The organism is Streptomyces flavalbus (assembly GCF_042674625.1).
Taxonomy (GTDB): Bacteria; Actinomycetota; Actinomycetes; order Streptomycetales; family Streptomycetaceae; genus Streptomyces; species Streptomyces flavalbus.
In genome coordinates this window covers 1,056,751-1,081,595 of the sequence record NZ_JBHTEB010000001.1, presented here as the reverse complement: position 1 = coordinate 1,081,595, position 24,845 = coordinate 1,056,751, and the positions used below count along the sequence as shown (strand labels likewise).

Here is a 24,845-nt window from a genome sequence, read left to right as displayed (position 1 = left end):
GCCACCCCCCTTGAGGGAGCACCGTATGCCGCGACATCTTCCGTGTCCCATCGAGTCCCGCGTGCCCCGCCCGCGCACGGGTGACCGTCCCACCCTGCTGCTCACCGGCGGCTCCGGCGTGCTCGGCCGGGCCCTGATCGACGAGCTGTGGGAGGACTACGACCTGCTCTGCCTGCGCCGCAACCGCCCGCTGGGCGACCCGCGCGTGCGGGAGCTGCCGGGCGACCTGGTGGCACCCCGCCTCGGTCTGTCCCCGCTGGCCTGGCACGAACTCGCCCTTGAGGTGGACATCGTGCTGCACTCCGCCGCCGCCACCAACTGGAAGGTCCCGCCCGAGGAGATCGTGCGGACCAACACCGTCGGCACCGAGAACATGATCGACCTGGCGGCGCGGGCCGACGCCCCGCTGTACCTGGTCAGCACCGCCTTCGTGGTGAACACGCCCACCGAGGAGGACCACCGCCGCTTCCCGGGCGCCGCCGCCTACCTCGCCTCCAAGGCGACCGCCGAGCAACTGATGCGGGACTCGGACCTGCCCGGCGCCATCGTGCGGCCGTCCGTCGTGATGGGCGACTCCGTCACCGGGTACATCGCGGGCGAGCAGGGGCTGACCCGGACCATCGGCTCCATGGTCCTCGGCCAGGTGCCGGTGCTGCCCGGCGCCCCGGACGCCAAGGTCGACATGATCCCGCAGGACTACGTCACCCGCGCGATCTCCGACCTCATCCGCGGCGGCGTGGGCAGCGGCGAGTACTGGCTCACGGCGGGCAAGGAGTCCATCGAGCTGCGCGAGATCGCCGACATCTGCGGCGAGTTCGCCGTCCGCAACGGACTGCCGCTGCCGCCCAGGCCCCGGCTGATCCCCGTGGAGGCGGTGCACCGGCTGCTGCTGCCGATGCTGGAGGGCACCGCGCTGCCCGGCAAGATGCGCCAGCGCTTCCAGCACTACGCCGAACTGCTGCTCTGCTTCCAGACCGAGCTGCCCTTCGACACCTCGCTCGGTGAGTCCTTCGGCGACTCGCACTGCGGCACCCGTCTGACCCACGCCGACATCCGGGCCGCGCTCGTGCGCAACCTGGAGTGCTGGGCCGAGGGCAGGCCAGGACTCCTGCGCAAGCACCGTGCCCGCCCGGTCCCGACGATGCCCACGGAGGTGGCGTCATGACGTTCTCCCCACCGGCGCCCCGCACCACCCCCGAAACAGCCGTAGCGGCCGTCCCCGAGGGACCGGGCGTCGTCGAGCTGTACCAGCGGCACATCGGCTCCGGCCGGGCCGTCATGGGCCGGGTCATGGGCGGCATGGCGGAGGTCCGCTCCGAGGGCTGCTGGATCCACACCGACGACGGCCGCCGCTTCCTGAACTTCGGCGGCTACGGCGTCTTCATCCTCGGCCACCGCCACCCGGCCGTCGTCGAGGCGGTGCACCGGCAGATCGACGCCCACCCGCTGGCCAGCCGGGTCTTCCTGGAACCGGTCGCCGCGCTGGCCGCGCAGGCGCTCGCCGCGCACACCCCGCCCGGCCTGGACCACATCCACTTCGTCAACTCCGGCGCCGAGGCCACCGAGGCCGCCCTGAAGCTGGCCCGCGCAGGCGGCCGCAACGCCGTGATCACCACTCGCAAGGGCTTCCACGGCAAGACGCTGGGCGCGCTGAGCGCCACCGCCAACGCCACCTACCAGACGCCGTTCCAGCCGCTGCTGCCCGACGTCACCCAGGTCGAGTACGGCGACGCCGCCGACCTCAGGCAGGCGCTGGCCGCCCGCCGCGACCGGGCCTGCGTCATCCTCGAACCCGTCCAGGGCGAGGGCGGCGTCCGCATCCCGGAACCCGGCTACCTGCGCGAGGTGGCCGCCCTGTGCCGGGAGTACGGCGCGCTGCTCGTCGTCGACGAGATCCAGACCGGCATGGGACGGCTCGGCACCTGGTGGGGCGTGGACGCCGAGGACGTCCGCCCCGACGTGCTGCTCATCGGCAAGGGCCTCAGCGGCGGCGTCGTACCGATCGCGGCGATGGCCGCCACCGCGGAGGCGTACCGCCCCTTCAGCCAGGACCCCTACCTGCACACCTCCACCTTCGGGGCGTCCCCGATCGCCTGCGCCGCCGCGCTGGCCACCGTACGGACGATGGAGCGGGAGAACACCGTCGCGCGGGCGGCGGCGCTCGGCAGCCGCATCCTCACCGGCGTGCGCGAGGTCTGCGCGCCCTACGACGGCGGTCTGGTACGGGACGTGCGCGGCCGGGGGCTGCTGATCGGCATCGAGTTCAGCGCCGAACGGGCCGTGGGTGAGCTGCTCCTGGAGCTGATCGCCCGCGACGTGCTGGTCAACCACTCGCTGAACTCCACCCACGTGCTCCGGCTGACCCCGCCCGCCGTCGCCGACGACGCCGCGCTCGGGCTGTTCCTCAGCACCCTCGCCGAGGCGCTGCGCGCCACCGCCGCCCGCATGGCCGACTGACCCGGCCGACCGCCCGCGGACAGACACCTCCCGACTCGAAAGGAACCCGAGCGTCATGCGCCATGTGGTCCTGCACGCGATCGCCGACGGCCAGGAACCGGCCGCCGTCTACCAGAGCATCAGCGACTTCCGCCGCTACCCCGAACTCACCGAGACCGTCCACGAGGTGCGCGTCGACACCCTGCCCGACGGCTCCGCGGTCTCCGACTGGACGGTGGAGTTCCGCGGCGGCCTGATGCGCTGGCGGGAACGCGACACCTTCGAACCGGACGCCCTCACCCTCACGTTCGAGCAGCTCAGCGGGGACTTCCTGATCTTCGAGGGGAGCTGGCGGTGCGTCCCGCACGAGCGCGGCACCCTCATCGTCTTCAGCTCCTCCTTCGACCTCGGCATCCCCACCCTGGCCGACATCCTCGACCCGGTGGCCGAATCCACCCTGCGGACGATCATCTCCCGGATCGTGGAAGGACTCGTCGGCGCGGAGGTGACCGATGAGTGCGCCGCCGCGGCCCGTGGCTGACCTGCTCACCGTCGACCGCGCCCACGACCGCGGCCCCGGCGACCCGCTGCGCGAGGAGCCGGGCCCCGGCGCCGCCCGCTGCCTGGGCCTGTACGCCAAGCTGGCCGCCGGGGTGAGCGTCGTCACGGCGCGCGGCCCCGAGGGCCCGCTCGGGATGACCGTCTCCGCGGTCACCTCGCTGTCGGCCCGGCCGCCGCTGCTCGTGGCCTGCCTGCGCGACGGCTCGCGCACCCTCGCCGCCGTCACCGCCCACCGGACGTTCGCCGTCCACCTGCTGCGCGAGGAACAGCACGAGCTGGCCGTCCGGTTCGCCAGCCCCACCACGCCCGCCGCCGACCGGTTCGCCGACACGGACACCCGGCACGTCCTCGGCGTCCCCGTGCTCGCCGGGGCGCTCGCCTGGTCGGTGTGCCTGGTGGAGGACGTCCGCCGGTACGGCGACCACCACCTCGTCGTCGGCCGCGTGGCCGCCGTCCACGTGGGCGGCGGGCGTCCGCTGCTCTGGCACGACCGCAGGTTCCGGTCCCTGACCGAACTCGCCCCGGACGGCCCCGGATGAGCGCACGCCCGGCCGGAACCCCGCACTGGGACCCCGCGGAACTGCCCCCGCAGCCGCCACTGCACGGCGTGGTCACCGCCGACGTGGCCGTGGTCGGGGCCGGACTGGCCGGGCTGGCCTGCGCCTACCACCTGGCGGAGCGGGCCCCCGGCCTGGACGTCGCCGTGGTCGACGCGACCCGCCCGGCCGCCGGGGCCAGTGGCCGCGGCACCGGCCTGCTCGGCCCCCGCGCGGGACCGTCGATCGACCGCGCGGTGCAGCGCTTCGGGCCGCGCACCGCCCGCCGGATGCACCAGGCCAGCGTGCGGGCCGTCGAGGACGTCCTCGACCTGTGCGCCCGCCTGGACGTGTCCTGCGGACTGCGGCCCGGCGCCCAACTGGTGGCGACGCGCTCTCGCGCGGGACTGACGTCACTCGCCCGGCAGGCCCGCGCGTACCGCGGCCTCGACCTCGACGTGCCCGTGCTGTCCCCGCTGGGCGTCCGGGCCCGCGTCGGGGTGCCGTACAGCGCGGGGCTGCTCTACCGCACGGCCGCCACCCTGGACCCCGCCGCGCTGACCTGCGCGCTCGCCCGCGCCTGCGCCGCCAAGGGCGTGCGCTTCTACGGCGAGAGCCCGCTGCGCGCCGTACGCGCCGGGGACCTGGTCGGCTCCGAACTGGTCTTCCCGCACGGCCGCCTGTACGCCGGTCAGACCGTCGTCGCCGTCAACTCCGCCGCCCAGGCGGTGGGCCTGCCGGTCGGCACGGTCCTCCCCCTTGAGGTGTACGCCGTCGCCACCGCGCCGGTCCGCCGCACGGCGTACGAGGCCCTCGGCGGACGCAACGGGTACGCCGTCGTCGACGCCGTGCCCATGGCGCCGTACTTCCGCACCCTCCCGGACGGCGGTCTCGTCGCGGGCGGCGGCACCGTCACCGTCCCGGTGGGGCTCGGCACCGACCGGCTGCGGGCGGCCCGCGAGCGGGCCTGGAACTGGCTCGGCCACTGGCTGCGCACCCTGCACCCCGACCTCCACGACGTGTCCGTGCTGCACCGCTGGTCGGGCCGGATCGGGATGACCGGCGACGGCCTGCCCGTCGTCGGGCCGGTCCGCGGGCTGCCGGACGTCTGGTACATCGGCGGCTGCTGCGGCCACGGGCTGGCGCTGTCCGTGGCGCACGGCGCGCACGTCGCCGCCGCCCTGCTCGGCGAGCCGGAACCCGGCGACCCCCTGCCCTGGCACCGGTCGGCCGCCCCCCGGATGCCCGTCCAGGGCATCGGCCGCCCGCTGCTGCGGACCGCGCTGGACGCGCTCGGCCGCTACACCCGGCGTACCTGCTGACGGCCCGGCTCGTTATCCCCATCCGACGAGGAGGTTCCATGACCCTTGCCCGCTCCGGCACCGGCGCCGGACTGCCGCCGTCCGTGCCGATGACGACCGTGGACGTCGCCTACCACCTGGCCACGCGCGGCGGACCGCTGCCGGTCGTCTTCGTGTTCTGGTTCACCGGACGGGCGCCGACCCTGGACGCCGTACGCGCGCGCGTGGCCGAACGCGCGCCCACCGTGCCGTCCCTGCGCTACGGCATCGTCCGGGACCGCAAGGTGTTCCGGCGCGCCGACCGGTTCGCCGTGGAACAGCACGTGCACGAGGCCCGGCTGCCGGAGCACGACGAGGACGGCTCGGCGCCCGGCCGGATGATGCTCACCCAGCCCATGGCCGGAGGGGGCCGCCCGCCCTGGGACGTGTGGCTGCTGCACGGCACCGACGGCTACGCCCTGTGCTACCGCACCGACCACGCCCTCCAGGACGGCGTCGGCGCCTCCCACGCGGTGCGCGCCCTGCTCGACGACCACCCGCTGGGCGGCCCGCCCCCGGCCCGGCTGGCCCGGCCGACCGCGCGGGGCGTCGTCCACGCCCTCGGGGACGTGGTGGCGTCCCTGCGCGCCGGACGGCCCATGCCCGCCTTCGACGCGCTGGCCTTCCAGCGCAGCGTCGTCAGCCACAGCGAGACCCCGCTGACCCGGCTGCGGGCCATCGGCCGCGCCCGCGGCGGCACCGTCAACGACGTCTACCTGTCCGCGCTGGCGCACGCGGTGCACACCTGGCACCTGAAGGAGACCGGCACCGTCCACCCGCCGCTGCCGGTGGTGATCCCGATGTCGGTGCGCACCGCGGGCGAGGAGTGCGCCCCCGGCAACCGGATGGTCGTGGCCCGGCTGCTGCTGCCCTGCGACGAGCCGACGCCGGGGCGGGCGCTGACCCGGGTGATGACGGCCACCGAGCGGCTGCGCGGCAGTCGGCAGCGCGACGCGACCCGGATGCTGCTGTCCAGCGCGCCCCGCGCGGTCGGCGCCCGGCTCGGCACCCGGATGGTCAACGGGGCGGTGGTCGCCGGGCCCGCCAGCAGCGTCAACTTCGGGCAGGCGCTGGTGCACCAGGGGGCCGAGGCCCGGCGTGCCGCCGTCTTCGCGGACCTCGCCGAGAGCGTCCCGTGGGTGGTGACGCTGACCAGCCAGCACGACACCGCCTGCCTGTCCGTCGTCCACGACGAGTCGGTGGGCGGCGCCGGGGAGCTGCCCGACCTGTGGCTCGCGGCGCTCCTGGAACTGGAGCAGACGGCGTAGCGCGCGCAGCCGAGAGCCCCGGACGGCATCCGTCCGGGGCTCTCGGCTGTCAGCCGGTGCCGCGCAGCGTGCCGGTGGTCAGGAACACGCACTTCTTGGCGACCTCGTGCAGCAGCGGCAGTTGGCGGGAGAACCGCTCCACCACGTACGGCAGCGTGTAGAGGTCCGCGACCCGGGCGTCCCAGCCGTGCTCCGCCCACCAGCGCACCGGGTCCTCCAACTGCCACCGCCAGGCGATCCCGGTCGACGCCAGGGCCTCCAGGAACGGCGCCACGAACGACGAGGACCCGGACTCGGTGCTGACGCACTCGGCGCCGAACGTGCTGCCGGGCGCGGACAGTTCCGTCATCGTGCCGACGATGTCGGCCACCGCCCGGGGCGGCAGGAAGTACATCGGCGCCTCGCACAGCCACGCCGTCGGCCGCCGCGGTTCGAAGCCGGTGGCGAGCAGCTCCTCGCGCCAGCCGGTCGCGGGCTCCGCCTCGACGAGGGTGCGGCGCCCGCAGGAGGGCTGGCTCAGGTCCAGCACCCGCTCCTTGAAGGCCAGGACGGCGGGGTGCTCGACCTCGAAGACATGCGTCCCGGTCGGCCAGTCCAGCCGGAACGCGCGCGTGTCCAGACCGGCGCCGACCAGCACCACCTGCCGGTTGCCCGCGCGGGCGGCGTCCAGCAGGTAGTCGTCGTAGAACCGGGTGCGGACGACCATCCAGTCCGGTAGCAGCCGCTGGAGCGGTCCCTCGCCGGGCGGGCCGCCCTGGAAGCGGGCGGCGTGCAGGAAGTCGGCGGCCCACGGATCACGGACGTACGGCCCCTCACGGCCGTACTCCACGGCGTGCGCGGCGGCGGTCCACAGCGCCGCCCGGTGCACGCCGTCCAGCGGCGGGGACTGGGGTTCGGTGGTGTCGTGCATGTGTGCCTCCTGGTGGGGCGTCGGGGTGGGCGGGCTGGTCAGCGATGACGGCGGCGGTTCACCAACAGCGCCAGCGCGCCCAGGGCCAGCAGCCCGCCGGAGGGCCGGGTCGGACGGTGGCCGCCCATCGCGGCCGGGGTGCGCGGCTCGTGCACGTTGATGGCGAACTGGCGGTTGGCGATGTCGGCGAGGGTGCCGCGCAGTTGCTCGGGGCTGTTGACGGCGGTGACCAGCAGCTCCATGGAGTTGCGGGCGAACTGGTGCTTGCCGAGGAACTCCCGGCCCAGCGCCCACAGGATGCGGGGCACCTCGCCCTGGAACACCTCCGGCAGCGTGATCTCCGGGGCGAGGTGGCGCACCGAGCCGTCGAGGTTGGCGAACGACTTGCCGAGCAGGGACACCGCGGGCGGCGAGCCGATGCCCCGCTTGGTCGCCTTGCCCAGCACCGTCGTCAGGGAGAGGCCGAAGTTCATCTCCTCCAGGGACAGGTGGGACACCTTCGGCACGAAGGCCGCCATGTCCGCGGCGAACGCGGGCATGTTCGACCAGGGCGTGATCCGCCCCATGCCCGCCCAGTGGTGCGCCAGACCCGCGCCGTCGTTCTGCGCCAGCGTCATGAACAGCGGCAGCAACTGGAGGCTGGTGCGCCGGTCGAGGCGGCCGACCATGCCCCAGTCGATGAGCGTCGCCGGGCCGCCGGGCTGCGCGAAGACGTTGCCCGCGTGCGGGTCGGCGTGGAAGAAGCGGTGCACGAAGTAGCCGTGGTACATGAAGCGCAGCAGGTCCCGGCCGATGTCGATGCGCTCGTCGTCGGTGAAGTGCTCCCGGTCGACGTGGCGCACGGACTTGCCGGGAGCCAGCGACTGCACCAGCACCCGCGGGCTGGCGTGCAGCACCTTCGGCACCTCAAGGGTGCGGAAGGACCGTACGTGTTGCCGGGCCTCGTCCATGTTGCGGGCCTCGCCGGTGAAGTTCAGCTCCGGCTCCATGGCGTCGAAGACGGCGCCGAGCATCGCCTCGATGTCGATGACCTCGTTGAACCGGGGCGCGACCTTGGCCACGATCCGCGAGGCCCGGCGCATCAGCGCCATGTCGGCGAGGACGCCCTCGCGGATGCCGGGCCGCTGGATCTTGACCACGGCGGGCCGCCCGCCGGGCAGGGTGACCCGGTAGACCTGCGCGAGGGAGGCCGCGCCGAGCGGTTTGACGGTCTCGATGTCGTCGAACCGGAGCTTCCAGTCGGGGCCGAGGTCACCGGCGAGGACGGGCTCGAAGACCGAGAAGGGCTGGATGTCGACCTGGTCGTGCAGGTTCTGGAGTTCCTCCCGGATCGACTCGGGCACCATGTCGGGCCGGGTCGACAGGATCTGCCCGAGCTTCACGTAGAACGGGCCGAGGCTCTCCAGGGCGTGGCGCACCGCCGCGGCGCGCCGCTGGGTGTCCCCGGCGGGGGCCTCGTCGGCCTCCGCCGGGGAGGCCCCGTCCCGTTTCCTGCGCAGCCGGGCGGCCTGACCGACCTCGTCGGCGACGAGGCTCCCCAGGACTTTGACCACCAGGCGCAACCGGTCGCCGACGACGGATGCCATCGTGTTTGATCCTCCCAGGTCGGTACGGAGTGGCACGGCCGTGGGCCGACGGGTTCGGCGGGACGGGGGCGGTGCCCGTGGGCGGCTCGGCCGCTAGGACGACTGCGACTTCCCCTCGGTCCCGCCGCCCTGCTGCTGTCCCTGCTGGCCGCCGAGCAGCCCGCCCACGCCGGGGATACCTCCCGCCAGTTGCTGCGCGGTCTGGGCGGCCTGCTGCGGCGCCTGGGCGAGCTGACCGAGGCCCGGTAGCTGTCCGGCCATCTGCGCGGCCTGCTGTGGCATCTGCATCAGATGGCCGAGCTGCCCCGGCAGCCCCGCCGCCGTGTTCAGGACGTTGCCCACGCCCCCGGCGGCCTGTCCGAGGCCGCCCGCCAACTGCCCGGTGCCGCCCGCGAGCTGCCCGAAGCCCTGGAGCGCCGAGAGCATGGCCATCGGGTTGCCGCCGCCGCCGAGCATCTGCAGGGCGGCGAGCGGGTTGGCGGCGGCGGCGCCTCCGGTGAGCATGTTGAGGGCGGCCAGCGGGTTGCCGCCGCCCGCCCCCAGCAACTGGCCCGCGGCGCCCGGGTTGAGGGCTCCGGACAGCAGCCCCAGGGCGTTCTGGGGCAGCCCGGTCAGGGCGCCCAGGGCGTTGTTGGACGTGTTGGACGTGTCGTCGTCGTTCCGGTTGATGAGGTCGTCGATGAGGTCCTTCCAGTTGTCGGTCACACCGCCGACGAAGTCCTTCAAGATGTCCTGGAGGTTCTTGTTGCTGCCCATGCGGGGAATTCCTCTCGATTTTCTTTGCAGGTGATTTTGCGGGTTGTTTGCTGGATTCCGCGCAATTTAGCTGACGCGGTCTCCCATGGCCTTCATGCAGGCCGTTTTCAGGCGTGCGCGACCCCTGGTGAAAGCGGCTTCGGCAGCCTTGATCGAGATGTTGTGCATTCGGGCGAATTCCGCGGTGGAAATCCCGGCCGCGCGGGCGAGTATGACCTCCTGCTCGCGTCCGCGCAGTTGCCGCACCTGGCCGAGCAGCCATCTGCCGAAGTCCTCGTCGCAGACGTCCTCCTCCGTGGTTCCGGGATCGTCCAGCAGCGCCACACGCTGCACCAGGCGCCGACGGCGCTCCACGTCCCGGTAGAAGTCGATGCAGAGGCGGATGGCCACGGAGGTCAGAAAGGGACCCAGTCGACTGCGGTCCAGATCGGCGTGGGCGGCAGCTCGTGCCATGGTCTCCTGGACGCAGTCCTCGGCGTCCTGTTGGCTGGGGAGTCGCCGGCGAACCAGCCGCATGAGGCGGTCCTGGTGCTGGGAAATCTCTTCCCAGGAACATGCGGTGGGGGGTGGGCAGGTTAAGTTTTGCGCCATGGGGATTGCAGCCCATTGTCTCTCGATTGGGCAGGTGGAATTGCGGCTGAATTTGAATTCTTGGCCGTATTGTTTTCCTACCCGAGGGGGTGGGGCGGCAAACTGTGGACTTCTGGTTCACGGGGGAGTAATGATTTTTCACCCGTGGGTACCGCGCTGCCGTATCTCCGCTGTCGCTAATTCCCGGCGACCGTCACGGAAGCGCGATCACTTCTGCATACGAATCTCCTCTCCGGTGGCTTCCGGGCGGGCCGCCGGAATCTGCGCGGCGGGTGGCGCCGACCGCCGTTCGGGCGCCTGCCGGGCCCAGTCGCGGTTCCAGTCGAGCCACATGTCCCGCAGCGTCCTGCGGACCTGGGAGGCGCCGTTGCGCAGCTCGCCCACGTAGACCTGGACCGCCTCCTTGCTCACCATCCGGGCGCCGCCGCTGAGATAGGCGCCCCGCACATGGCCCGGCGAACGGAACTTGCCCCACAGCAGGATCTTCGTCAGCGGCCACAGGGTGAACGACTTGGCCGGGCAGCGGTCCTCCGGGTCGAGCGTGCCCCACACCGCGGGGGATAGTTCGCTGTCCCGCAGCGCCTCGAAGATCCGCGCGATGGCCTGGTCCTTGGTGAGTTCGCCCTTGCTGTAGGCCAGCATGGCGTCCCGCGAGCGGTTGAACATCCGCTCCACCCACGGGTTGTCCGCCCCCTGGAGCCCCCGGTAGGGCGGTGTCTCCAGGGCGTCGAAGGCGGCCGGGTCGTGGGACTTCTCGTACTTCACGGCCACCTGGTTCTGCGCGTTGGTGCCGTACAGGGTGGTGATCGTCCACACCCGGATCCAGGCGTTCCACAACTCGAAGTCGTCGAAGGCGAGATAGCTGCACGACACCAGGTCGTCGTAGAAGCGGAACATCCGCTTGATCCAGTGCTCCAGGTACTCGAACCGCGCGGTGTCGAAGTCGTCCCTGCGGACGGCGTCGATGAGCCGGTGGCTCAGCGCGTTGAGCGACATCACCGTGACCGCGAGCCCGCTGGAGAAGAGCGGGTCGATGAAGTCGCTGGCGTGCGGCAGCAGGCACCACCGGTCGCCGACCACCGACCGGGAGGAGAACTGCGTGCGCTCGGTGGCGACGTACGGCCGGACCGACCGCGCCTGCTCGAACTGCCGCGCCACGCTGGGGAACCGCTGGACGTGCTTCCAGAACTCGTCCTCGGCGGAGACCCCCTCCTCGCGCGGGTAGCGGTCGATGTCGAGGTTGACGCCGACGCTGCACAGACCACTGGTGCTGTCGGGGTGGTTGTCGAAGGGGATGACCCAGAACCAGCCGCCCGGGAACAGGTGGTGGAGCGTGCCCTGGCTGAACGGGCTGGGCATCTTGTGCTGTTGGCGCGGCGGCGCGACGGTGTCGAAGGGGCGCACGTTCACCATGTGGGTGAAGATGGTGCGCGACCTGGTGCGGTACGGCGGCTCCTGCCGGAGCCCGAGGCGCTCGGGCAGCACCGCCCGCATCCCGCCCGCGTCGACCAGGTACGACGCCTGGAAGGTGCCCTTCTCCCGGGTGACGAGGGTGACGCCGTCGTCGTCGAACTTGACGTCGTCGACGAGGGTGTGGGTGTGCGCGGTCACGCCGTAGGAGACGGCGACGTGGAACATGTACGCGTCCACGTCCTGGCGCAGGTAGTGCGAGTCGGGGCCCAACGGCGGTCCCCAGGTGGGGTACTGGGTGCACTCGGTGGGCCGGGTCGACTCGCCCTCCCGGTGGTAGACGAAGCTGAAGTTCCGCTTGATCCCGCAGTTCGACGACACATGGCGGCGCACCGCCCCGTGGGTCGCCAGGTGTTCCAGCTCCGGGACGTCGTAGCGGCGGGCCAGCACCCGCAGTCCGAAGGTGGTCTCGGGGACGGTGGACTCACCGATGGCGAAACGGGGGTGGCCGCTTCCTTCCAGAAGCAGCACCCGGACGCCGTGGCGGGCGAGGATCGCCCCCAGCATGGTCCCGCCGATGCCTCCTCCGACGATGGCGACATCGAACACACGCGGGTCCTCTTGGTGCATGTCTGCGGTCCTTTCGCGACGGGAGATGCGAGGTGCTGAGCCGGAGTTCAGCGGGCCGGGCGCCGCCGACGGCCGCCCGGGGGCGGCGGCGGGCGGTCCGGCAGGGCGCCGCGCAGCCCGCTGACGGCCACCCGGGCGGAGAACGAGACGGCGAACAACGGGGTCGGCGCCAGCGCGGCCAACCGGCGCCGCTCACCCGGCACCTCACCGCTGCCGCGCCCCACGACGTCCAGCCAGGCGCCGAAGTGCAGCAGCCGCGCCTCGGGTCCGGCGTCCCGCGCGGGGAACGGCCGCATGTGCTCGCGCACGGCCCGGGTCAGCGCCCCGCGCCGCCGCTCGGGCACACCGTGCCCGATCAGGAACCGGTCGAGCAGCGCGGCGGACCGGGTCGGGAACCCGCCCCGTACGCGCGGCCCGCCCCGGGTGAGCCCGGTGTCGTGGAACGCGGCTGCGACCAGCAGGCCCGTCCGGTCGCAGCCGGTGCCCCGGGCCGTCGCGCAGGCGTCGGCCAGCAGGAACGTGCGCAGCGAGTGCACGGCGACGCGCGGCGGCAGCAGCCGGTGCATCGTCAACAGGGCGTCGCCCACCATCGGCTGACCCAGCAGCCTGGCCAGCGGCGGCTGCGCGAGCAGCGGCTGCCAGGCGTCCGGCAGCACCTCCGGCGGCACAGTGGCCATGCCCACTCCCTCGTGTACGCGCTTTGCTGGTTGCGTCCGTCTCATCTCTCTTTACGCTCCGGAATCCGTTCCCCCTCTCCTGGTCACACGCCGCCGCCACCTTGGCCGGTCTTCGCCCCTGAACGCGTGCGCCGGTGTCATCGCCGAAGGACAAAGCGGCGCAGGAAGAGGGGAGTTCGCGAAACCACCACCGGCGACTATCGGCCACCCCGGACGGTGTGCGGCGCTGAACCACCGCTCGCGGTACGGAAATTCACCCTCCGCCCCCGAGGGCGTGTTGACGTGCCTCCGGGCCCGGCGGTGGCATCGGCGGGCGCCGGATGCGCCGGAGTGCGCTTCCTCTCCCCTTTCGAGGGAGTTCCGGGGCCGTCCCGGCCGGGCAACCACCTTTGCGTGATCGCTGTGCTGAACGTCCATGAACGCACCCTGCCCGTGCCACCGGAACGGGTCGGCGCCCTGCTCGACACCCTGGGAAGCCACGAGGACCGGCTCTGGCCCACCGAGTGGCCGCCGGTCCGCTTCGACGGTCCGCTGGCCGTGGGCGCGACCGGCGGCCACGGGCCGGTGCGCTACACGGTGACGCACTACGTGCCCGGCCAGTGGGTGCGGTTCCGGTTCACCGGCCGCGGCCGGTTCCACGGCTTCCACGAGTTCGCCGTCGAGGACGTCGGGGCCGACCGCGCGGTGCTGCGCAACACGATGGTGCTGAAGCCGAGGGGAGTGCGCTGGCTCGGCTGGCTGCTGTTCTTCCGCCCCCTGCACAACGCGGCCTTCGAACAGTGCCTGGACCGCGCCGAGTCGGAGCTGACCGGCGGGGTGGCGCGACCGGTGCGCTGGGGGACCTACGTACGGCTGTTGCGCCGCGCGTCGGTCTGTCTCGTGCCGCGCTGGTTCACCACTCCCTATTCCGGCTCATGAACCCCGTGGCACCGCGCCGGGAGAGGGCGGCGCGGATTGCGGTGTCGGGAAGTGCCCGGCGAGGCCGTAACACAGGGAAAGCGACCCGGATTCGCGGCCGTGTCGCGAGGCACGGCCGAGTCTCTGAAAGGAGATCGCCATGACCCTGCCCCAGCCCCCGAAACTCCCCAACGCCCCGAAGATCCCCGATCCCTCGAAGGCCACCGAAGGCTTCAAGATCCCGGGCCTCAACTCCGCCGACATCCTCACCGACGTCACGGAGGCCCCCCACCGCCTGCACGCCCTCGCCCAGGCCGGTGCCGCCCAGACCATCGCGGTGGTCGACATCGACGGCGGTGAGGACGACTGGGACAAGCCGCTGTCCGAGGAGCACCCGCGCCCGGTGGTGCTGGTGCACGGCACCTTCGGCAACCGCGGCTACACCTGGACCTCCGCCACCCCGCTGCTGCGGGAGAACGGCTACCGGGTCTTCAAGCTGGACTACGGCCAGCACATCAACCCCGTGATCTTCGGGCTCGGCGACATCAAGAAGTCCGCCCAGCAGCTCTCCGACTTCGTCGACAAGGTGCTGTCGCGCACCGGCGCCGAGAAGGTCGACCTGGTCGGCTTCTCGCAGGGCGGGATGATGCCACGCTGGTACATCGGCGCCCTCGGCGGCGCGTCCAAGGTCCACAAGTACATCGGCATCTCGCCCAGCCACCACGGGGTCACCGCGCAGGGCCTGATGAACCTCGCGCGGCAGATCCCGCTGGCGAAGGAAGTGCTGGAGAAGGGCGCGGTCGGCGAGGTCATCCCGGCCTGGCCGCAGCTCCAGCACGACCACGAGTTCCAGAGGGAACTCGCCGACCTCGGTGAGACGGTGGAGGGCATCCACTACACCGTCATCGCCACCAAGTACGACGACGTGGTCACCCCGTACGAGTCATGCGCGCTCACCGAGACCGAGGGGCACCACATCACCAACATCATCCTCCAGGACATCGACCCGGAGGACCACACGCCGCACGTGAGTATGCCGTACAACCAGACCGTGCTGAAGGAGGTCCTCAAGGCCCTGGCCGACTGAGGCGGTGGCCCGCGGCGGAGTGCAGCCGGGGTGCGTCAGCGGCTGCCGTCCAGCAGGACGCGGGCGACCAGCGCCGGATCGTCGTTCATGGGCACGTGACCGCAGCCGGGCAGCCGTACCAGGCGGGCGCGCGGGATGACGTACTTGGCACGGACGCCCTGCCGGGGCACCAGCAGCCGGTCCCTGCTGCCCCACGCCACGGTGACCGGGATGCCGGTGACGTCGTCGGTGAACCGCACCTCACGGCCGGACCGCAGCGTCTCGGTGAACCGGGCCGCGCGGGCCAGCGCGCGGGTCTCGGCGACCACGGCGGCGGGGGAGCGGCGGGCCGGGCGGGCGTAGATGGTGCTGGTCAGCAGCGTCCGGCCGACCGCCGACCGGGAGAGCCGCTCGACCAGCGGCGGCGGCGTCCGCAGGGCGACCTGCCGCATCGACAGCAGCAGTCCGAAGGCGTACCGCCGCTCGGCCTGCGACCAGAACCCGGCCGGTGACAGTGCGGTCACCGACCGGGCGAGTCCCCTCCGGCCGAGTTCCAGGGCCAGCAGACCGCCCAGCGAGTTGCCCGCCACGTGCGGGCGGTCGAGCCCGAGCGCCTCGCAGAGCGCCGCGAGGACCCCGCTCATGGTGGGCAGGTCGTGCGCCATCGTCCGCGGCAGCGGCTCCGACGCGCCGAAGCCCGGCAGGTCGAGGGCGATCACCTCGCGCTCGGCCGCCAGGGCGGGTATCACCGGGTCCCACGCCTGCCGGTGGTGGCCTATGCCGTGCATCAGGAGCAGGGGCGCGCCGCGGCCGGTGCGCGCGTAGGCGAGCGTGACGCTCTGCGGTCCCTGTGGCGTGGACACCTTGAAGGTGACGGTGGCGGACATGGGGCTCCTCGGCAAGGACGGGCTGACGTGGCGTGGACAGACTGTCAGCGATCGCTACTGGCGGGTAGCCCCAGGTCCCGAATGTGTCCGCGTGCCAACGTTGTATGAACGCTCGGCGGCACACCCCCGCGCCGCCCGCGAAGTCCCCGCCACGCCCTGATGATTGGTCTTGACCAAGGGTGAGGGCCGCCCTATGGTCGCAGATAAGTACAACAACCTTTAATAAACAAGGGCGCTAAACGCCGCCGGGTCACGGCGATTGCGGAGGTAAGGGTGGGGACCACGCAGCTCGAATCGGTGCCGGAACCGAAGTACTGGCATCTCAAGACCGTGCTCAGTGAGGCATTGGACTCCGAGTTCACCGTGGGCGAGATCCTGCCCAACGAGCGCGATCTCGCCGCGCGCTTCGGCGTCGCCCGCGCCACGCTCCGCCAGGCCCTCGAACAGCTCGAACTGGAAGGCAGGCTCCAGCGCCGCCGCGGTGTCGGTACGACCGTCGCCCCGCCGCGCATGGGCGTCGCCGTCGGCCCCGGGCAGCGTGCCTGGCCGGGGATGCCGGGCGACGACTGGCAGCCCGCCGACTGCGCCTTCGCCGTGCCGCCCGCGGCCGTCGCCGCCGCGCTGGAGACCGGCCGCGAGGAGGCCGTCCACACCGTCCGCAGCACCCGTACGACCCGTGGTCAGGCCGTCGCCGCCGAGCTGCTGTACGTCCCCCAGGCGTCCGTGCCCGAGCTGTCCGCGATCGACGCCCCCTCCGGACCGGCACGCGCGCGTGCGGTGCTGCGTGAGTTGCAGCGGCTGGAGCCGGAGGGGCACGACAGCGCCGTGGAGCTGGGCTCGGCGCGCGCCGACGACGCCAAGGAACTCGACCGGCTCCCCGGCGCGCCCGTCCTCGTCGTCACCACCCGCTACCTCGCCGGGGGCCGCACCGCGGCGCTGTCCGTCGCCACGTACCGCGCGGACACCTGCCGCCTCACCTTCGGCGACTCCGGGAGCGTGCGGATCGAGGACGGCCCGGAGCGCCGGGCGTCCTGAGGGCGGTACGGCCGGGGCGGGGCGGCGCCGTGGTCTTCAGCGGCGAGGGTCCTGACCCGGGCGGCCCCCGTCACCGGCGGGCCGTCACCGTGCCCTCCACCGCGAAGAGCTGTTCCTCCACGTGGTCAAGGGCGAGGCGCAGGGCGCCGGTGGCGACGGCCGCCTCGCCGAGGAGGGACAGGGTGACCTTGGGCGGGCGCAGGCAGTAGCGGGCGAGTTCCTGCCGCAGCGGTTCCAGCACGCCGTCCAGACCGGCCGCCCAGCCGCCGACGACGACCAGCTCCGGATCGAGTGCGAGGACCAGCGCCGCCACGTCGTGCACCAGCCGCTGGATGAACCGGTCGACGGCCGCGCGGGCCCGCAGGTCGCCCTCCCGGGCCCGCGCGAAGACCCGCGCCACCTGCTGCTCGTCCAGCGGGTGCAGTGGCTCGTCCGTGGTGGACAGGAGCGTCTCCGGCGTCGCCTCACGGCCCAGCAGGTGCAGCGCGCCGATCTCCCCGGCCGCCCCGCCGAACCCCCGGTGCAGCCGCCCGCCGATCAGCGAACCGGCGCCGGGGCTCAGCCCGGCCAGCACGAACACCATGTCGTCGCAGTCCCGCGCGGACCCCTTCCAGTGCTCCGCCACGGCGGCGGCGTTGGCGTCGTTCTCCACCAGCACCGGGCACTTGAAGGACCGGCTCAGCCGTTCACCGAGGCGCAGCCCCGTCCACCCCGGCAGCGCGGTGCCCAGCCGCACGGTGCCGTCCGCCTCGACGATCCCCGGCGTCGCGGCGCCCACCGCGCGCAGCGACCCGCGCGCCACCCCGGCCCGGCGCAACAGCTCCGCGACCGCCGTGCGCAGCCGCTCCAGCCGCTCGTCGGCCGGTGCCGTCTCGTCGACGTCCTTGGCCTGCGCGCCCATGATCCGGCCGTCCAGGTCGGCGAGCAGCGCGGCGACCCGGTGCGGCCCGATCTCAAGGCCCAGCAGATGACCGGCCTCCGCCCGGAACCTGAACCGCCGCGCGGGCCTGCCCTGCCGCCGCGCCGCGCCCTCCTCGGCCGCCGTCTCGACGACCATCCCCGCCTCGATCAGCCCCTCGACGACGCCCTCGACGGTCGGCCGGGACAGCCCCGTCACGCGGGTGATCTCCGTCAGCGTCGCGCAGTCCGTGGCACGCAGCGCGTGCAGCACCACCGCGGAGTTGATCCTTCGCAGCAGCGAGGGATCCCCGCCGGTCAGCCGCCCCAACGTACCGTCCTCCCAGCTCGTGCGCGTGTTGGCCGGATCGTACTCGGCCCGCCGCACCCCGGCGAGTGCCCCCCGCCCCCCGAACGACCCGCGGTGCCCCCGGGGCCGTCACGGGGCCGCCGTCAGCCGGGCGAGACGAACCCCGACTCGTACGCCGCGATCACCGCCTGTTCACGGCGGTCTCCGGGGTGCTGCCCGGCCAGATCGCGGGGATGGCCTTCGGGACCACGGCCGTCTCCTCGGAGTTCCACTCGGGCGGGCCGCGGCTGGCGCTCACGGCGGTCCCGTGGCGCGGCCGGTGGTTCGCGGCCACGCTGACCGCCGTCGCCGTACCGGCGCTGCTCACCGGCCTGCTCTCGTCCTGATCGTGTCCTTCGTCATCGGCGACTCGGCGGGCAGGGCGGCGGACTTCCCGCCGGACCGGGCGGGCCAGGTGGTCCCGCACGGGACCTGGGACGGCGCCCTCGGCCGGTGGAGCGGGCTCGCCGTGACCGCCCTGTGGACGGCGGCGGTGACCGCGGCGGGCGCGTGGAGCGTGCGGCGCCGGGACGCCTGACCGGCCCGGGCCCTGACGCCCCGCCAATTGTCAGTGGCGGCGGGTTTACTGGACCGTATGAACATCGCACGGTGCCTGGAGGCGATCGACCGGCTGTGCTCCCGGCCCTTCCCGGCGGCGGAGGCGGAGCACGGCTGGTCGGACGTCGGCAGGGGAGGGCCCGGGTACTGGCTGGCGGAACTGACGGCCGGTGCGGCGGACTTGGGCGAGCACACGGCGGACGACTACGAGGCGTACCGCGAGGGCATAGCCCAACGGCTGGACGCGCGCTGGGGGGCGGCGCCGCCCTGGGGGACGGTGACCCTGCGGGTGCGCGGCGAGCGGGGCGAGGAGATACCCGAGCCGTGGGCGACGGTCAGCGTCCTGGTCGACGAGGTGTCCCTGTGGCAGGACCCGGGCACGGGCCGCTGGATCGCCGTCGGCGTCACCGACCGCGACGACACGCACCCACCCCGCCTGCTGGCCGTGGTCACGGCCACGGACCCCCCGTGACCCGGCCCGACGTGGGCGACCCCGGACGCTCCGCCTGTGCGCCGACGCCAACCCCGTGACCCGGCCCGACGAGGGTCACGCCTCGGCCGCCTCCCGCAGCCGCGCGAACTCCTCGGCCATCGTCGCCGCCGTCCAGTGCGCGTTCAGCCCGCTCGGGTTGGGCAGCACCCACACGCGCGTGTCCCCGATGAGCCGCTCCTGCGGCCCCACTTGTGCCTTGCGGTCGTCGAAGGCGGCGCGGTAGGCGGTGACGCCGACGACCGCCAGCCAACTCGGGCGCAGCCGGGCCACCTTCAGGGCGAGCAGGCGTCCGCCCTCGCGGTACTCCTCGGCGGTCAGCTCGTCGGCGCGGGCGGTGGCACGGGCCACGACGTTGGTGATGCCGAGGCCGTAGGACAGCAGTTCCCGCTGCTCCGACGGCTTCAGCAGGCGGGGCGTGAAGCCGGACAGGTGCAGCACCGGCCAGAAGCGGTTGCCGGGGCGGGCGAAGTGGTGGCCCGTCGCCGCGGTCATCAGGCCGGGGTTGATGCCGCAGAACAGCACCCGCAGGCCGTCCGCGACGACGTCCGGGACGAGACGGTCGCGGGCGGCCTCCAGCTCCGCCGGGGTGAACCGGGCCATGGCGCGGGCGCCGGTCAGAGGATCGCGCCGGGCGTGTAGCCCGCGGCCTCCGGGTGCCGCTTGACGATCTCCTCGATCCGGGCGACCACGGTGGCGACCTGGTCGGCGGCGGCACCGGTGAAGGACAGCTTGTCGGCCATCAGCTCGTCGAGCTGGGCGCGGTCCAGCGGGAGGCGCTCGTCGGCGGCGAGCCGGTCGAGGAGTTCGTTGCGCTCGGCGCCCTGCTCACGCATCGCCAGCGCGCACGCGACCGCGTTCTCCTTGATCGCCTCGTGCGCGATCTCCCGCCCGACCCCGGCGCGCACGGCGCCCATCAGGACCTTCGTCGTCGCGAGGAACGGCAGGTAGCGGTCCAGCTCCCGCGCCACGACGGCCGGGAACGCCCCGAACTCGTCGAGCACGGTCAGGAACGTCTCCAGCAGTCCGTCCAGCGCGAAGAACGCGTCGGGGAGCGCGACCCGGCGCACCACCGAGCAGGACACGTCACCCTCGTTCCACTGGTCGCCCGCCAGCTCGCCGGTCATCGAGGCGTAGCCGCGCAGGATGACCATCAGGCCGTTGACGCGCTCGCAGGAGCGGGTGTTCATCTTGTGCGGCATCGCGGAGGAACCGACCTGGCCGGGCTTGAAGCCCTCGGTCACCAGCTCGTGCCCGGCCATCAGCCGGATCGTCTTCGCCAGCGAGGACGGCGCCGCCGCGAGCTGCACCAGGGCGGTGACGACCTCGTAGTCCAACGAGCGCGGGTACACCTGCCCGACCGAGGTGAACGCCTGCGAGAAGCCCAGGTGGGCGGCGATCCGCCCCTCCAGGTCGGCCAGCTTCGCCGCGTCCCCGCCGAGCAGGTCCAGCATGTCCTGCGCGGTGCCGACCGGGCCCTTGATGCCGCGCAGCGGATAGCGGCCGAGCAGCTCCTCGACCCGGCCGTACGCCACCAGCAACTCGTCGGCGGCGGTCGCGAACCGCTTGCCCAGCGTCGTGGCCTGCGCGGCGACGTTGTGCGAACGCCCCGCCATCACCAGCTCGCCGTACTCCCCGGCGAGCTTGCCCAGCCGCGCCAGCACCGCCACCGCGCGGTCGCGCACCAGCTCGAGGGAGAGCCGGATCTGGAGCTGCTCGACGTTCTCCGTCAGGTCGCGGGACGTCATGCCCTTGTGGACCTGCTCGTGCCCGGCGAGGTCGTTGAACTCCTCGATCCGCGCCTTCACGTCGTGCCGGGTGACCTTCTCGCGCTCCGCGATGGAGGCCAGGTCGACCTGGTCGAGCACACGCTCGTAGTCGGCGATCGCCGCGTCCGGCACCTCGATCCCGAGGTCCTTCTGGGCGCGCAGCACGGCGAGCCAGAGCTGCCGCTCCAGCCTCACCTTCTGTTCGGGCGACCAGAGGGTGGCCAGTTCGGCGGAGGCGTACCGTCCGGCGAGGACGTTGGGGATGCGGGGCTTGGCGGGCGCAGAAGTCACGTAGACGGATTCTACTGGCGATTCGTGCAGGCCAGCGCCACGGGGTGGTTCGGAGGAACCTCCAAGGGCCGGGCGGGCGGGTTACGCCGACCCGTCGTACGGCAGCAGGTCCGGGCGCTTCGGCGGCAGGCCGTCCCCGGAGGAGCGGCCGGTCAGGCGGCGGCCGATCCAAGGAAGCAGGTGCTGGCGGGCGAACCGGAGGTCCGTGACGCGCCGGGTCACCCACCCCGGCGGCACGGTCGGCGGCATCGGCACGTGCCACTCCGGGTCGGCCGCCTCGTAGCCGAGGGTCTGCCAGACCGCCTCCGCGACCCTGCGGTGGCCCTCGGCGGTCAGGTGCAGCCGGTCCACGTCCCACATGCGCGGGTCGGCGAGGGACGGGGCGCCGTACAGGTCGACGACGACGGCGCCGTGCCGGGCGGCGAGGTCGTCGACGCAGGTGAAGAGTTCCTCCATGCGCGGGCGGAACCGCTCCAGGACGGGACCCTGGCGGCCGGGGCTGCGCATCAGCACCAGTTGCTTGCAGGCCGGGGCGAGACGTTCCACGGCCTCCGTGAGGAGTCCGCGCACCCGGCCCATGTCGCACTTGGGGCGCAGGGTGTCGTTCAGGCCGCCGACCAGCGTGATGACGTCGGCGCCCATCGCGGCGGCCACGTCCACCTGCTCGTCGACGATCTGCCCGATGAGCTTGCCGCGCACCGCCAGGTTGGCGTACCGGAAGCCGGGGCTGCGGGCCGCCATCCGGGCGGCGAGCAGGTCGGCCCAGCCGCGGTAGGTACCGTCGGGCAGCAGGTCCGACATGCCCTCGGTGAAGGAGTCACCGACCGCGACCAGGCTGGAGTACGGGGGAGGGGTGTTCGTCTGCATGGCGTCGGCGATGCTATCCCGACGCCATACCCAGCGGTCGGTCGCCCCCTCCCCCCGGCGGTCAGGCCCGCTGCCCGAACAGCTCCCGCAGGACGTCCTCCATGGTCACCAGCCCCGCCAGCCGTCCGTCCGCGCCCAGCACGGCGGCCAGGTGCGTGCGGCTGCCGCGCATCGCGGTCAGGACGTCGTCCAGCGGGGTGGTCTCCCGGACCCGCGCGATGGACCGCATGTCCCGCAGCCGGAACGGCAGGTCCTTCGGAGAGGCGTCCAGCGCGTCCTTCACATGCAGGTAGCCGATGATCCGGCGCTCCTCGTCCACCACAGGAAAGCGGGAGAACCCGGACTCGGCGGACAGCCGCTCCAGCTCCTCCGGGGTGACGCCCACGCGCGCGTACACCACGCTCTCCAGCGGCATGACCACGTCCCGCACCGGACGGCGGCCCAGCTCCAGCGCGTCGTGCAGCCGCTCCCGGGCCCGCTCGTCGATCAGTCCCGCCTCACCGGAGTCCTTCACCAGCCGGGCCAGCTCGGCGTCCGAGAACGTCGCCGTGACCTCGTCCTTGGTCTCGATGCGCATCAGCTTCAGCAGACCGTTGGCGAACGCGTTGATGGTGAAGATCACCGGCCGCAGGCCGCGCGACAGCGCCACCAGCGGCGGGCCGAGCAGCAGCGCGCTGCGCACCGGCTCCGCCAGCGCGATGTTCTTCGGCACCATCTCACCGAGCAGCATGTGCAGATACGTCGCCAGGGTCAGCGCGATCACGAAGGACACCGCGTGCCCCGCGCCGCTCGGCACGCCCACCGCGTGGAACACCGGCTCCAGCAGGTGCGCGATCGCCGGTTCCGCGACCACACCGAGGACCAGCGTGCACAGCGTGATGCCGAGCTGCGCCGCCGCCATCAGCGCCGACACGTGCTTCAGGCCCCACAGCACGCTCTTGGCGCGCCGGTCGCCCTGGTCGGCGTACGGCTCGATCTGGCTGCGGCGCACCGAGATCAGCGCGAACTCGGCGCCCACGAAGAAGGCGTTGACGACCAGCGTCGCGAAACCGATCAGCAGTTGTACGGCGGTCACCGCCCACCCTCCTCGTTCTTGGCGTCCTTGGCGTCGTCATGGTCGTCCTCGCGCACGCCCTCGTCGTCGAGGGGGGCGTGCAGCAGCACCCGCGCGGCCCGGCGCCCGGAGGCGTCGACCACGTCGAGGCGCCAGCCGTCGACGGCGAGGCTGTCACCGACCGCGGGGATACGGCCGAGCTGGTTGGCCACCAGACCGGCGAGGGTCTCGTACGGGCCCTCGGGCGGGCGCAGGCCGACGCGGGCGAGCTGGTCCATCCGGGCGGCGCCGTCCGCGGAGTACACGGCGTGGCCGTCGTCGTCCGTCCCGGCCGCGGCCAGGTCGGGCGTCTCGTGCGGGTCGTGCTCGTCGCGGACCTCGCCGACGACCTCCTCGACGATGTCCTCCAGCGTGGCCACGCCCGCCGTGCCGCCGTACTCGTCGATGACGACGGCCATCGTCCGCTTGCCGGACAGCCGGTCCAGGAGCCGGTCCACGGTCAGCGACTCGGGGACGAGCAGCGGCTCGCGCATCAGCTCGGCCACCGGCACCCGGGGCCGCCGCTCGGCGGGCACCGCCAGGACGTCCTTGATGTGCGCCGTGCCCACGACGGTGTCGAGGCCGCCGCGGTAGACCGGGAACCGGGACAGGCCCGTCGCCCGGGTCGCGTTCGCCACGTCCTCGCAGGTCGCCTGCGCCTCCAGGGCGATGACCTGCACGCGCGGGGTCATCACGTTCTCCGCGGTGAGGTCGGCCAGGTTCAGGGTGCGCACGAACAGCTCGGCCGTGTCCGCCTCCAGGGCGCCCTCGCGGGCGGAGTGCCGGGCCAGCGCCGCCAGCTCCTGCGGTCCGCGCGCGGACGCCAGCTCCTCGGCGGGCTCGATGCCGAACCGGCGCACCATGTGGTTGGCGGTGTTGTTCAGGTGGGCGATGAACGGCCGGAACGCGGCGCTGAAGAACCGCTGCGCGTTGCCGACCCGCTTGGCCATGCCGAGCGGCTCGGAGATCGCCCAGTTCTTGGGCACCAGCTCACCGACGACCATCAGGAAGACCGTCGACAGCGCGGTGCCCAGCACCAGCGCGAGGGAGGACGCCGCGGACTCCGAGACGCCGAGGTCGCGCAAGGGACCCGAGATCAGCCGGGCGATCGACGGCTCGGCGAGCATACCGACCACCAGGTTGGTGACGGTGATGCCGAGCTGGGCGCCGGACAGTTGGAAGGTCAGGTTCCGTACGGCCTTCAGGGCGCCCGCGGCACCCCGCTCGCCGCGCTGCGCGGCCTGTTCGAGATCGCCGCGCTCGACCGTGGTCAGGGAGAACTCGGCGGCGACGAAGGCGCCGCACGCGAGGGAGAGCAGGATCGCCACCAGCAGCAGGAGCACTTCGGTCATCGGGTCACCCCCGTCCCATGATCCGGCAGGGCGGGGAGGAACGCACGGTGTCTACGGCTGGGTCTACTACTGGGAGGCTCGCCCATGGGCGGACGCTCACACCTTTCATGGAGAGACGAGTGTTCCCCCAATAGTAAAGGACCGGCAAAGGAGGGTCACTTCTCGGTCAGGTGCCGCACCCAGCGCCGCCACTGCTCCTCGGGCGCGTACCCCGCCGCCTCCCACGCGCGCTGACCGGTCGCGTTGCGGGTCAGCACCATGGCGTCCGCGCGGCGGCCCCCGAGCCGTACGAAGCGGTCCTCGGCGGCGGTGAGCAGCGCCGTGCCAACGCCCTGCCGCCGGTGGTCCGGGTGCACGGCGAGCCGGTACAGGTGGCACCGCCACCCGTCGAACCCGGCGATCACCGTGCCGACCAGTTCGCCCGCCCGCTCCGCCAGCAGCAGCGACTCCGGGTCGCGGGCCACCAGCCGCTCCACGCCGTCCCGGTCGTCGCTGATGCTCGTGCCCTCGGCGGCCACCTTCCAGAAGGCCAGCACGGCGTCCAGGTCCTCGGGCCCGGCGGCCCGTATCCGCAGCTCGGTCATGGGGCCAGC

General features: G+C 73.0%; 24 protein-coding genes and 1 pseudogene. 11 read left to right on the top strand and 14 right to left on the bottom strand.

Going from position 1 to position 24,845, the window contains the following annotated elements:
- The first annotated feature begins 25 nt into the window (after nucleotides 1–25).
- Genes ACFQZ6_RS04675 through ACFQZ6_RS04650 form a run of 6 tightly spaced genes read left to right on the top strand, consistent with a single transcriptional unit; the run spans nucleotide 26 to nucleotide 6,141 of the window.
- The gene (locus ACFQZ6_RS04675; protein WP_381605080.1) at nucleotides 26–1,165 is read left to right on the top strand and encodes an SDR family oxidoreductase; all 1,140 of its coding nucleotides are present in this window, start codon (nucleotides 26–28) and stop codon (nucleotides 1,163–1,165) included.
- Nucleotides 1,162–2,457 (top strand): aspartate aminotransferase family protein, encoded by a 1,296-nt coding sequence (locus ACFQZ6_RS04670; protein ID WP_381605079.1) that lies wholly within the window; start codon nucleotides 1,162–1,164, stop codon nucleotides 2,455–2,457. Before ACFQZ6_RS04675 ends, ACFQZ6_RS04670 begins: the two co-directional genes overlap by 4 nt.
- 55 nt (nucleotides 2,458–2,512) lie before the next feature.
- On the top strand, nucleotides 2,513–2,977 hold the full coding sequence (locus ACFQZ6_RS04665; protein WP_381605078.1) for a type II toxin-antitoxin system RatA family toxin: 465 nt from the start codon (nucleotides 2,513–2,515) through the stop codon (nucleotides 2,975–2,977).
- The gene (locus ACFQZ6_RS04660) at nucleotides 2,949–3,536 is read left to right on the top strand and encodes a flavin reductase family protein (protein WP_381605077.1); all 588 of its coding nucleotides are present in this window, start codon (nucleotides 2,949–2,951) and stop codon (nucleotides 3,534–3,536) included. The genes ACFQZ6_RS04665 and ACFQZ6_RS04660 overlap by 29 nt, the downstream gene beginning before the upstream one ends.
- On the top strand, nucleotides 3,533–4,855 hold the full coding sequence (locus ACFQZ6_RS04655) for an NAD(P)/FAD-dependent oxidoreductase (protein ID WP_381605076.1): 1,323 nt from the start codon (nucleotides 3,533–3,535) through the stop codon (nucleotides 4,853–4,855). The genes ACFQZ6_RS04660 and ACFQZ6_RS04655 overlap by 4 nt, the downstream gene beginning before the upstream one ends.
- A gap of 38 nt (nucleotides 4,856–4,893) precedes the next feature.
- Nucleotides 4,894–6,141, top strand: a complete 1,248-nt coding sequence (locus ACFQZ6_RS04650) for a wax ester/triacylglycerol synthase domain-containing protein (RefSeq protein WP_381605075.1) — start codon at nucleotides 4,894–4,896, stop codon at nucleotides 6,139–6,141.
- 49 nt (nucleotides 6,142–6,190) lie between these two features.
- On the opposite strand, the gene ACFQZ6_RS04645 is transcribed toward ACFQZ6_RS04650, so the two are convergent.
- The 6 genes from ACFQZ6_RS04645 to ACFQZ6_RS04620 all read right to left on the bottom strand — a co-directional run bounded on the left by ACFQZ6_RS04645 (nucleotide 6,191) and on the right by ACFQZ6_RS04620 (nucleotide 12,701).
- A complete protein-coding gene (locus ACFQZ6_RS04645) occupies nucleotides 6,191–7,051 on the bottom strand; it encodes an SAM-dependent methyltransferase (protein ID WP_381605074.1) in 861 nt (286 codons plus the stop codon).
- 38 nt (nucleotides 7,052–7,089) lie between these two features.
- Complete coding sequence (locus ACFQZ6_RS04640) at nucleotides 7,090–8,637, bottom strand: ABC1 kinase family protein (RefSeq protein WP_381605073.1); 1,548 nt, start codon at nucleotides 8,635–8,637, stop codon at nucleotides 7,090–7,092.
- Nucleotides 8,638–8,730: 93 nt separating this feature from the next.
- Entirely contained in the window at nucleotides 8,731–9,393 is a 663-nt protein-coding gene (locus ACFQZ6_RS04635) for a hypothetical protein (RefSeq protein ID WP_381605072.1), read from the bottom strand.
- 66 nt (nucleotides 9,394–9,459) lie between these two features.
- The gene (locus ACFQZ6_RS04630) at nucleotides 9,460–9,909 is read right to left on the bottom strand and encodes an RNA polymerase sigma factor (RefSeq protein WP_381605071.1); all 450 of its coding nucleotides are present in this window, start codon (nucleotides 9,907–9,909) and stop codon (nucleotides 9,460–9,462) included.
- A 282-nt stretch (nucleotides 9,910–10,191) separates the two neighbouring features.
- Nucleotides 10,192–12,003, bottom strand: a complete 1,812-nt coding sequence (locus ACFQZ6_RS04625; RefSeq protein WP_381605070.1) for an NAD(P)/FAD-dependent oxidoreductase — start codon at nucleotides 12,001–12,003, stop codon at nucleotides 10,192–10,194.
- Nucleotides 12,004–12,071: 68 nt separating this feature from the next.
- Nucleotides 12,072–12,701, bottom strand: coding sequence for a hypothetical protein (locus ACFQZ6_RS04620; RefSeq protein WP_381605069.1), 630 nt, complete (start codon nucleotides 12,699–12,701; stop codon nucleotides 12,072–12,074).
- Between the two features lie 393 nt (nucleotides 12,702–13,094).
- Here ACFQZ6_RS04620 and ACFQZ6_RS04615 point away from each other — a divergent pair, with 393 nt between their 5' ends.
- Nucleotides 13,095–13,619: an SRPBCC family protein gene (locus ACFQZ6_RS04615; RefSeq protein WP_381605068.1), complete on the top strand. Its 525-nt coding sequence runs from the start codon at nucleotides 13,095–13,097 to the stop codon at nucleotides 13,617–13,619.
- Nucleotides 13,620–13,758: 139 nt separating this feature from the next.
- Nucleotides 13,759–14,685, top strand: a complete 927-nt coding sequence (locus ACFQZ6_RS04610; protein WP_381605067.1) for an esterase/lipase family protein — start codon at nucleotides 13,759–13,761, stop codon at nucleotides 14,683–14,685.
- A 35-nt stretch (nucleotides 14,686–14,720) separates the two neighbouring features.
- Here ACFQZ6_RS04610 and ACFQZ6_RS04605 read toward each other — a convergent pair whose 3' ends face one another.
- On the bottom strand, nucleotides 14,721–15,551 hold the full coding sequence (locus ACFQZ6_RS04605; RefSeq protein ID WP_381605066.1) for an alpha/beta fold hydrolase: 831 nt from the start codon (nucleotides 15,549–15,551) through the stop codon (nucleotides 14,721–14,723).
- 273 nt (nucleotides 15,552–15,824) lie between these two features.
- Here ACFQZ6_RS04605 and ACFQZ6_RS04600 point away from each other — a divergent pair, with 273 nt between their 5' ends.
- Nucleotides 15,825–16,586, top strand: a complete 762-nt coding sequence (locus ACFQZ6_RS04600) for a GntR family transcriptional regulator (protein WP_381605065.1) — start codon at nucleotides 15,825–15,827, stop codon at nucleotides 16,584–16,586.
- 70 nt (nucleotides 16,587–16,656) lie between these two features.
- On the opposite strand, the gene ACFQZ6_RS04595 is transcribed toward ACFQZ6_RS04600, so the two are convergent.
- A complete protein-coding gene (locus ACFQZ6_RS04595; RefSeq protein WP_381618076.1) occupies nucleotides 16,657–17,814 on the bottom strand; it encodes an ROK family transcriptional regulator in 1,158 nt (385 codons plus the stop codon).
- A gap of 65 nt (nucleotides 17,815–17,879) precedes the next feature.
- Here ACFQZ6_RS04595 and ACFQZ6_RS04590 point away from each other — a divergent pair.
- Together ACFQZ6_RS04590 and ACFQZ6_RS04585 are read left to right on the top strand one after the other, a co-directional pair.
- Nucleotides 17,880–18,370: pseudogene (locus tag ACFQZ6_RS04590) on the top strand (hypothetical protein).
- Between the two features lie 57 nt (nucleotides 18,371–18,427).
- The gene (locus ACFQZ6_RS04585; protein ID WP_381605064.1) at nucleotides 18,428–18,862 is read left to right on the top strand and encodes a hypothetical protein; all 435 of its coding nucleotides are present in this window, start codon (nucleotides 18,428–18,430) and stop codon (nucleotides 18,860–18,862) included.
- 75 nt (nucleotides 18,863–18,937) lie between these two features.
- On the opposite strand, the gene mug is transcribed toward ACFQZ6_RS04585, so the two are convergent.
- The 6 genes from mug to ACFQZ6_RS04555 all read right to left on the bottom strand — a co-directional run bounded on the left by mug (nucleotide 18,938) and on the right by ACFQZ6_RS04555 (nucleotide 24,836).
- Nucleotides 18,938–19,483 carry a G/U mismatch-specific DNA glycosylase gene (mug, locus tag ACFQZ6_RS04580; protein ID WP_381605063.1) on the bottom strand — a complete coding sequence of 182 codons (546 nt, stop codon included), beginning with the start codon at nucleotides 19,481–19,483 and terminating at the stop codon, nucleotides 18,938–18,940.
- 14 nt (nucleotides 19,484–19,497) lie between these two features.
- Nucleotides 19,498–20,940, bottom strand: a complete 1,443-nt coding sequence (purB, locus tag ACFQZ6_RS04575) for an adenylosuccinate lyase (protein ID WP_381605062.1) — start codon at nucleotides 20,938–20,940, stop codon at nucleotides 19,498–19,500.
- Between the two features lie 81 nt (nucleotides 20,941–21,021).
- Nucleotides 21,022–21,807 carry an SGNH/GDSL hydrolase family protein gene (locus ACFQZ6_RS04570; protein WP_381605061.1) on the bottom strand — a complete coding sequence of 262 codons (786 nt, stop codon included), beginning with the start codon at nucleotides 21,805–21,807 and terminating at the stop codon, nucleotides 21,022–21,024.
- A gap of 61 nt (nucleotides 21,808–21,868) precedes the next feature.
- Nucleotides 21,869–22,882, bottom strand: coding sequence for a hemolysin family protein (locus ACFQZ6_RS04565; RefSeq protein WP_381605060.1), 1,014 nt, complete (start codon nucleotides 22,880–22,882; stop codon nucleotides 21,869–21,871).
- Nucleotides 22,879–24,252: a hemolysin family protein gene (locus tag ACFQZ6_RS04560; protein WP_381605059.1), complete on the bottom strand. Its 1,374-nt coding sequence runs from the start codon at nucleotides 24,250–24,252 to the stop codon at nucleotides 22,879–22,881. The genes ACFQZ6_RS04565 and ACFQZ6_RS04560 overlap by 4 nt, the downstream gene beginning before the upstream one ends.
- 155 nt (nucleotides 24,253–24,407) lie before the next feature.
- Nucleotides 24,408–24,836, bottom strand: coding sequence for a GNAT family N-acetyltransferase (locus ACFQZ6_RS04555; protein ID WP_381605058.1), 429 nt, complete (start codon nucleotides 24,834–24,836; stop codon nucleotides 24,408–24,410).
- Between the last annotated feature and the right edge of the window lie 9 nt (nucleotides 24,837–24,845).

Bases quoted from the DNA above. Each gene is read 5' to 3' on its own strand.
- ACFQZ6_RS04675 (WP_381605080.1), top strand. From the start codon at position 26: ATGCCGCGACATCTTCCGTGTCCCATCGAGTCCCGCGTGCCCCGCCCG.
- ACFQZ6_RS04670 (WP_381605079.1), top strand. From the start codon at position 1,162: ATGACGTTCTCCCCACCGGCGCCCCGCACCACCCCCGAAACAGCCGTA.
- ACFQZ6_RS04665 (WP_381605078.1), top strand. From the start codon at position 2,513: ATGCGCCATGTGGTCCTGCACGCGATCGCCGACGGCCAGGAACCGGCC.
- ACFQZ6_RS04660 (WP_381605077.1), top strand. From the start codon at position 2,949: ATGAGTGCGCCGCCGCGGCCCGTGGCTGACCTGCTCACCGTCGACCGC.
- ACFQZ6_RS04655 (WP_381605076.1), top strand. From the start codon at position 3,533: ATGAGCGCACGCCCGGCCGGAACCCCGCACTGGGACCCCGCGGAACTG.
- ACFQZ6_RS04650 (WP_381605075.1), top strand. From the start codon at position 4,894: ATGACCCTTGCCCGCTCCGGCACCGGCGCCGGACTGCCGCCGTCCGTG.
- ACFQZ6_RS04645 (WP_381605074.1), bottom strand. From the start codon at position 7,051: ATGCACGACACCACCGAACCCCAGTCCCCGCCGCTGGACGGCGTGCAC.
- ACFQZ6_RS04640 (WP_381605073.1), bottom strand. From the start codon at position 8,637: ATGGCATCCGTCGTCGGCGACCGGTTGCGCCTGGTGGTCAAAGTCCTG.
- ACFQZ6_RS04635 (WP_381605072.1), bottom strand. From the start codon at position 9,393: ATGGGCAGCAACAAGAACCTCCAGGACATCTTGAAGGACTTCGTCGGC.
- ACFQZ6_RS04630 (WP_381605071.1), bottom strand. From the start codon at position 9,909: ATGCGGCTGGTTCGCCGGCGACTCCCCAGCCAACAGGACGCCGAGGAC.
- ACFQZ6_RS04620 (WP_381605069.1), bottom strand. From the start codon at position 12,701: ATGGCCACTGTGCCGCCGGAGGTGCTGCCGGACGCCTGGCAGCCGCTG.
- ACFQZ6_RS04610 (WP_381605067.1), top strand. From the start codon at position 13,759: ATGACCCTGCCCCAGCCCCCGAAACTCCCCAACGCCCCGAAGATCCCC.
- ACFQZ6_RS04605 (WP_381605066.1), bottom strand. From the start codon at position 15,551: ATGTCCGCCACCGTCACCTTCAAGGTGTCCACGCCACAGGGACCGCAG.
- ACFQZ6_RS04585 (WP_381605064.1), top strand. From the start codon at position 18,428: ATGAACATCGCACGGTGCCTGGAGGCGATCGACCGGCTGTGCTCCCGG.
- mug (WP_381605063.1), bottom strand. From the start codon at position 19,483: ATGGCCCGGTTCACCCCGGCGGAGCTGGAGGCCGCCCGCGACCGTCTC.
- ACFQZ6_RS04570 (WP_381605061.1), bottom strand. From the start codon at position 21,807: ATGCAGACGAACACCCCTCCCCCGTACTCCAGCCTGGTCGCGGTCGGT.
- ACFQZ6_RS04560 (WP_381605059.1), bottom strand. From the start codon at position 24,252: ATGACCGAAGTGCTCCTGCTGCTGGTGGCGATCCTGCTCTCCCTCGCG.
- ACFQZ6_RS04555 (WP_381605058.1), bottom strand. From the start codon at position 24,836: ATGACCGAGCTGCGGATACGGGCCGCCGGGCCCGAGGACCTGGACGCC.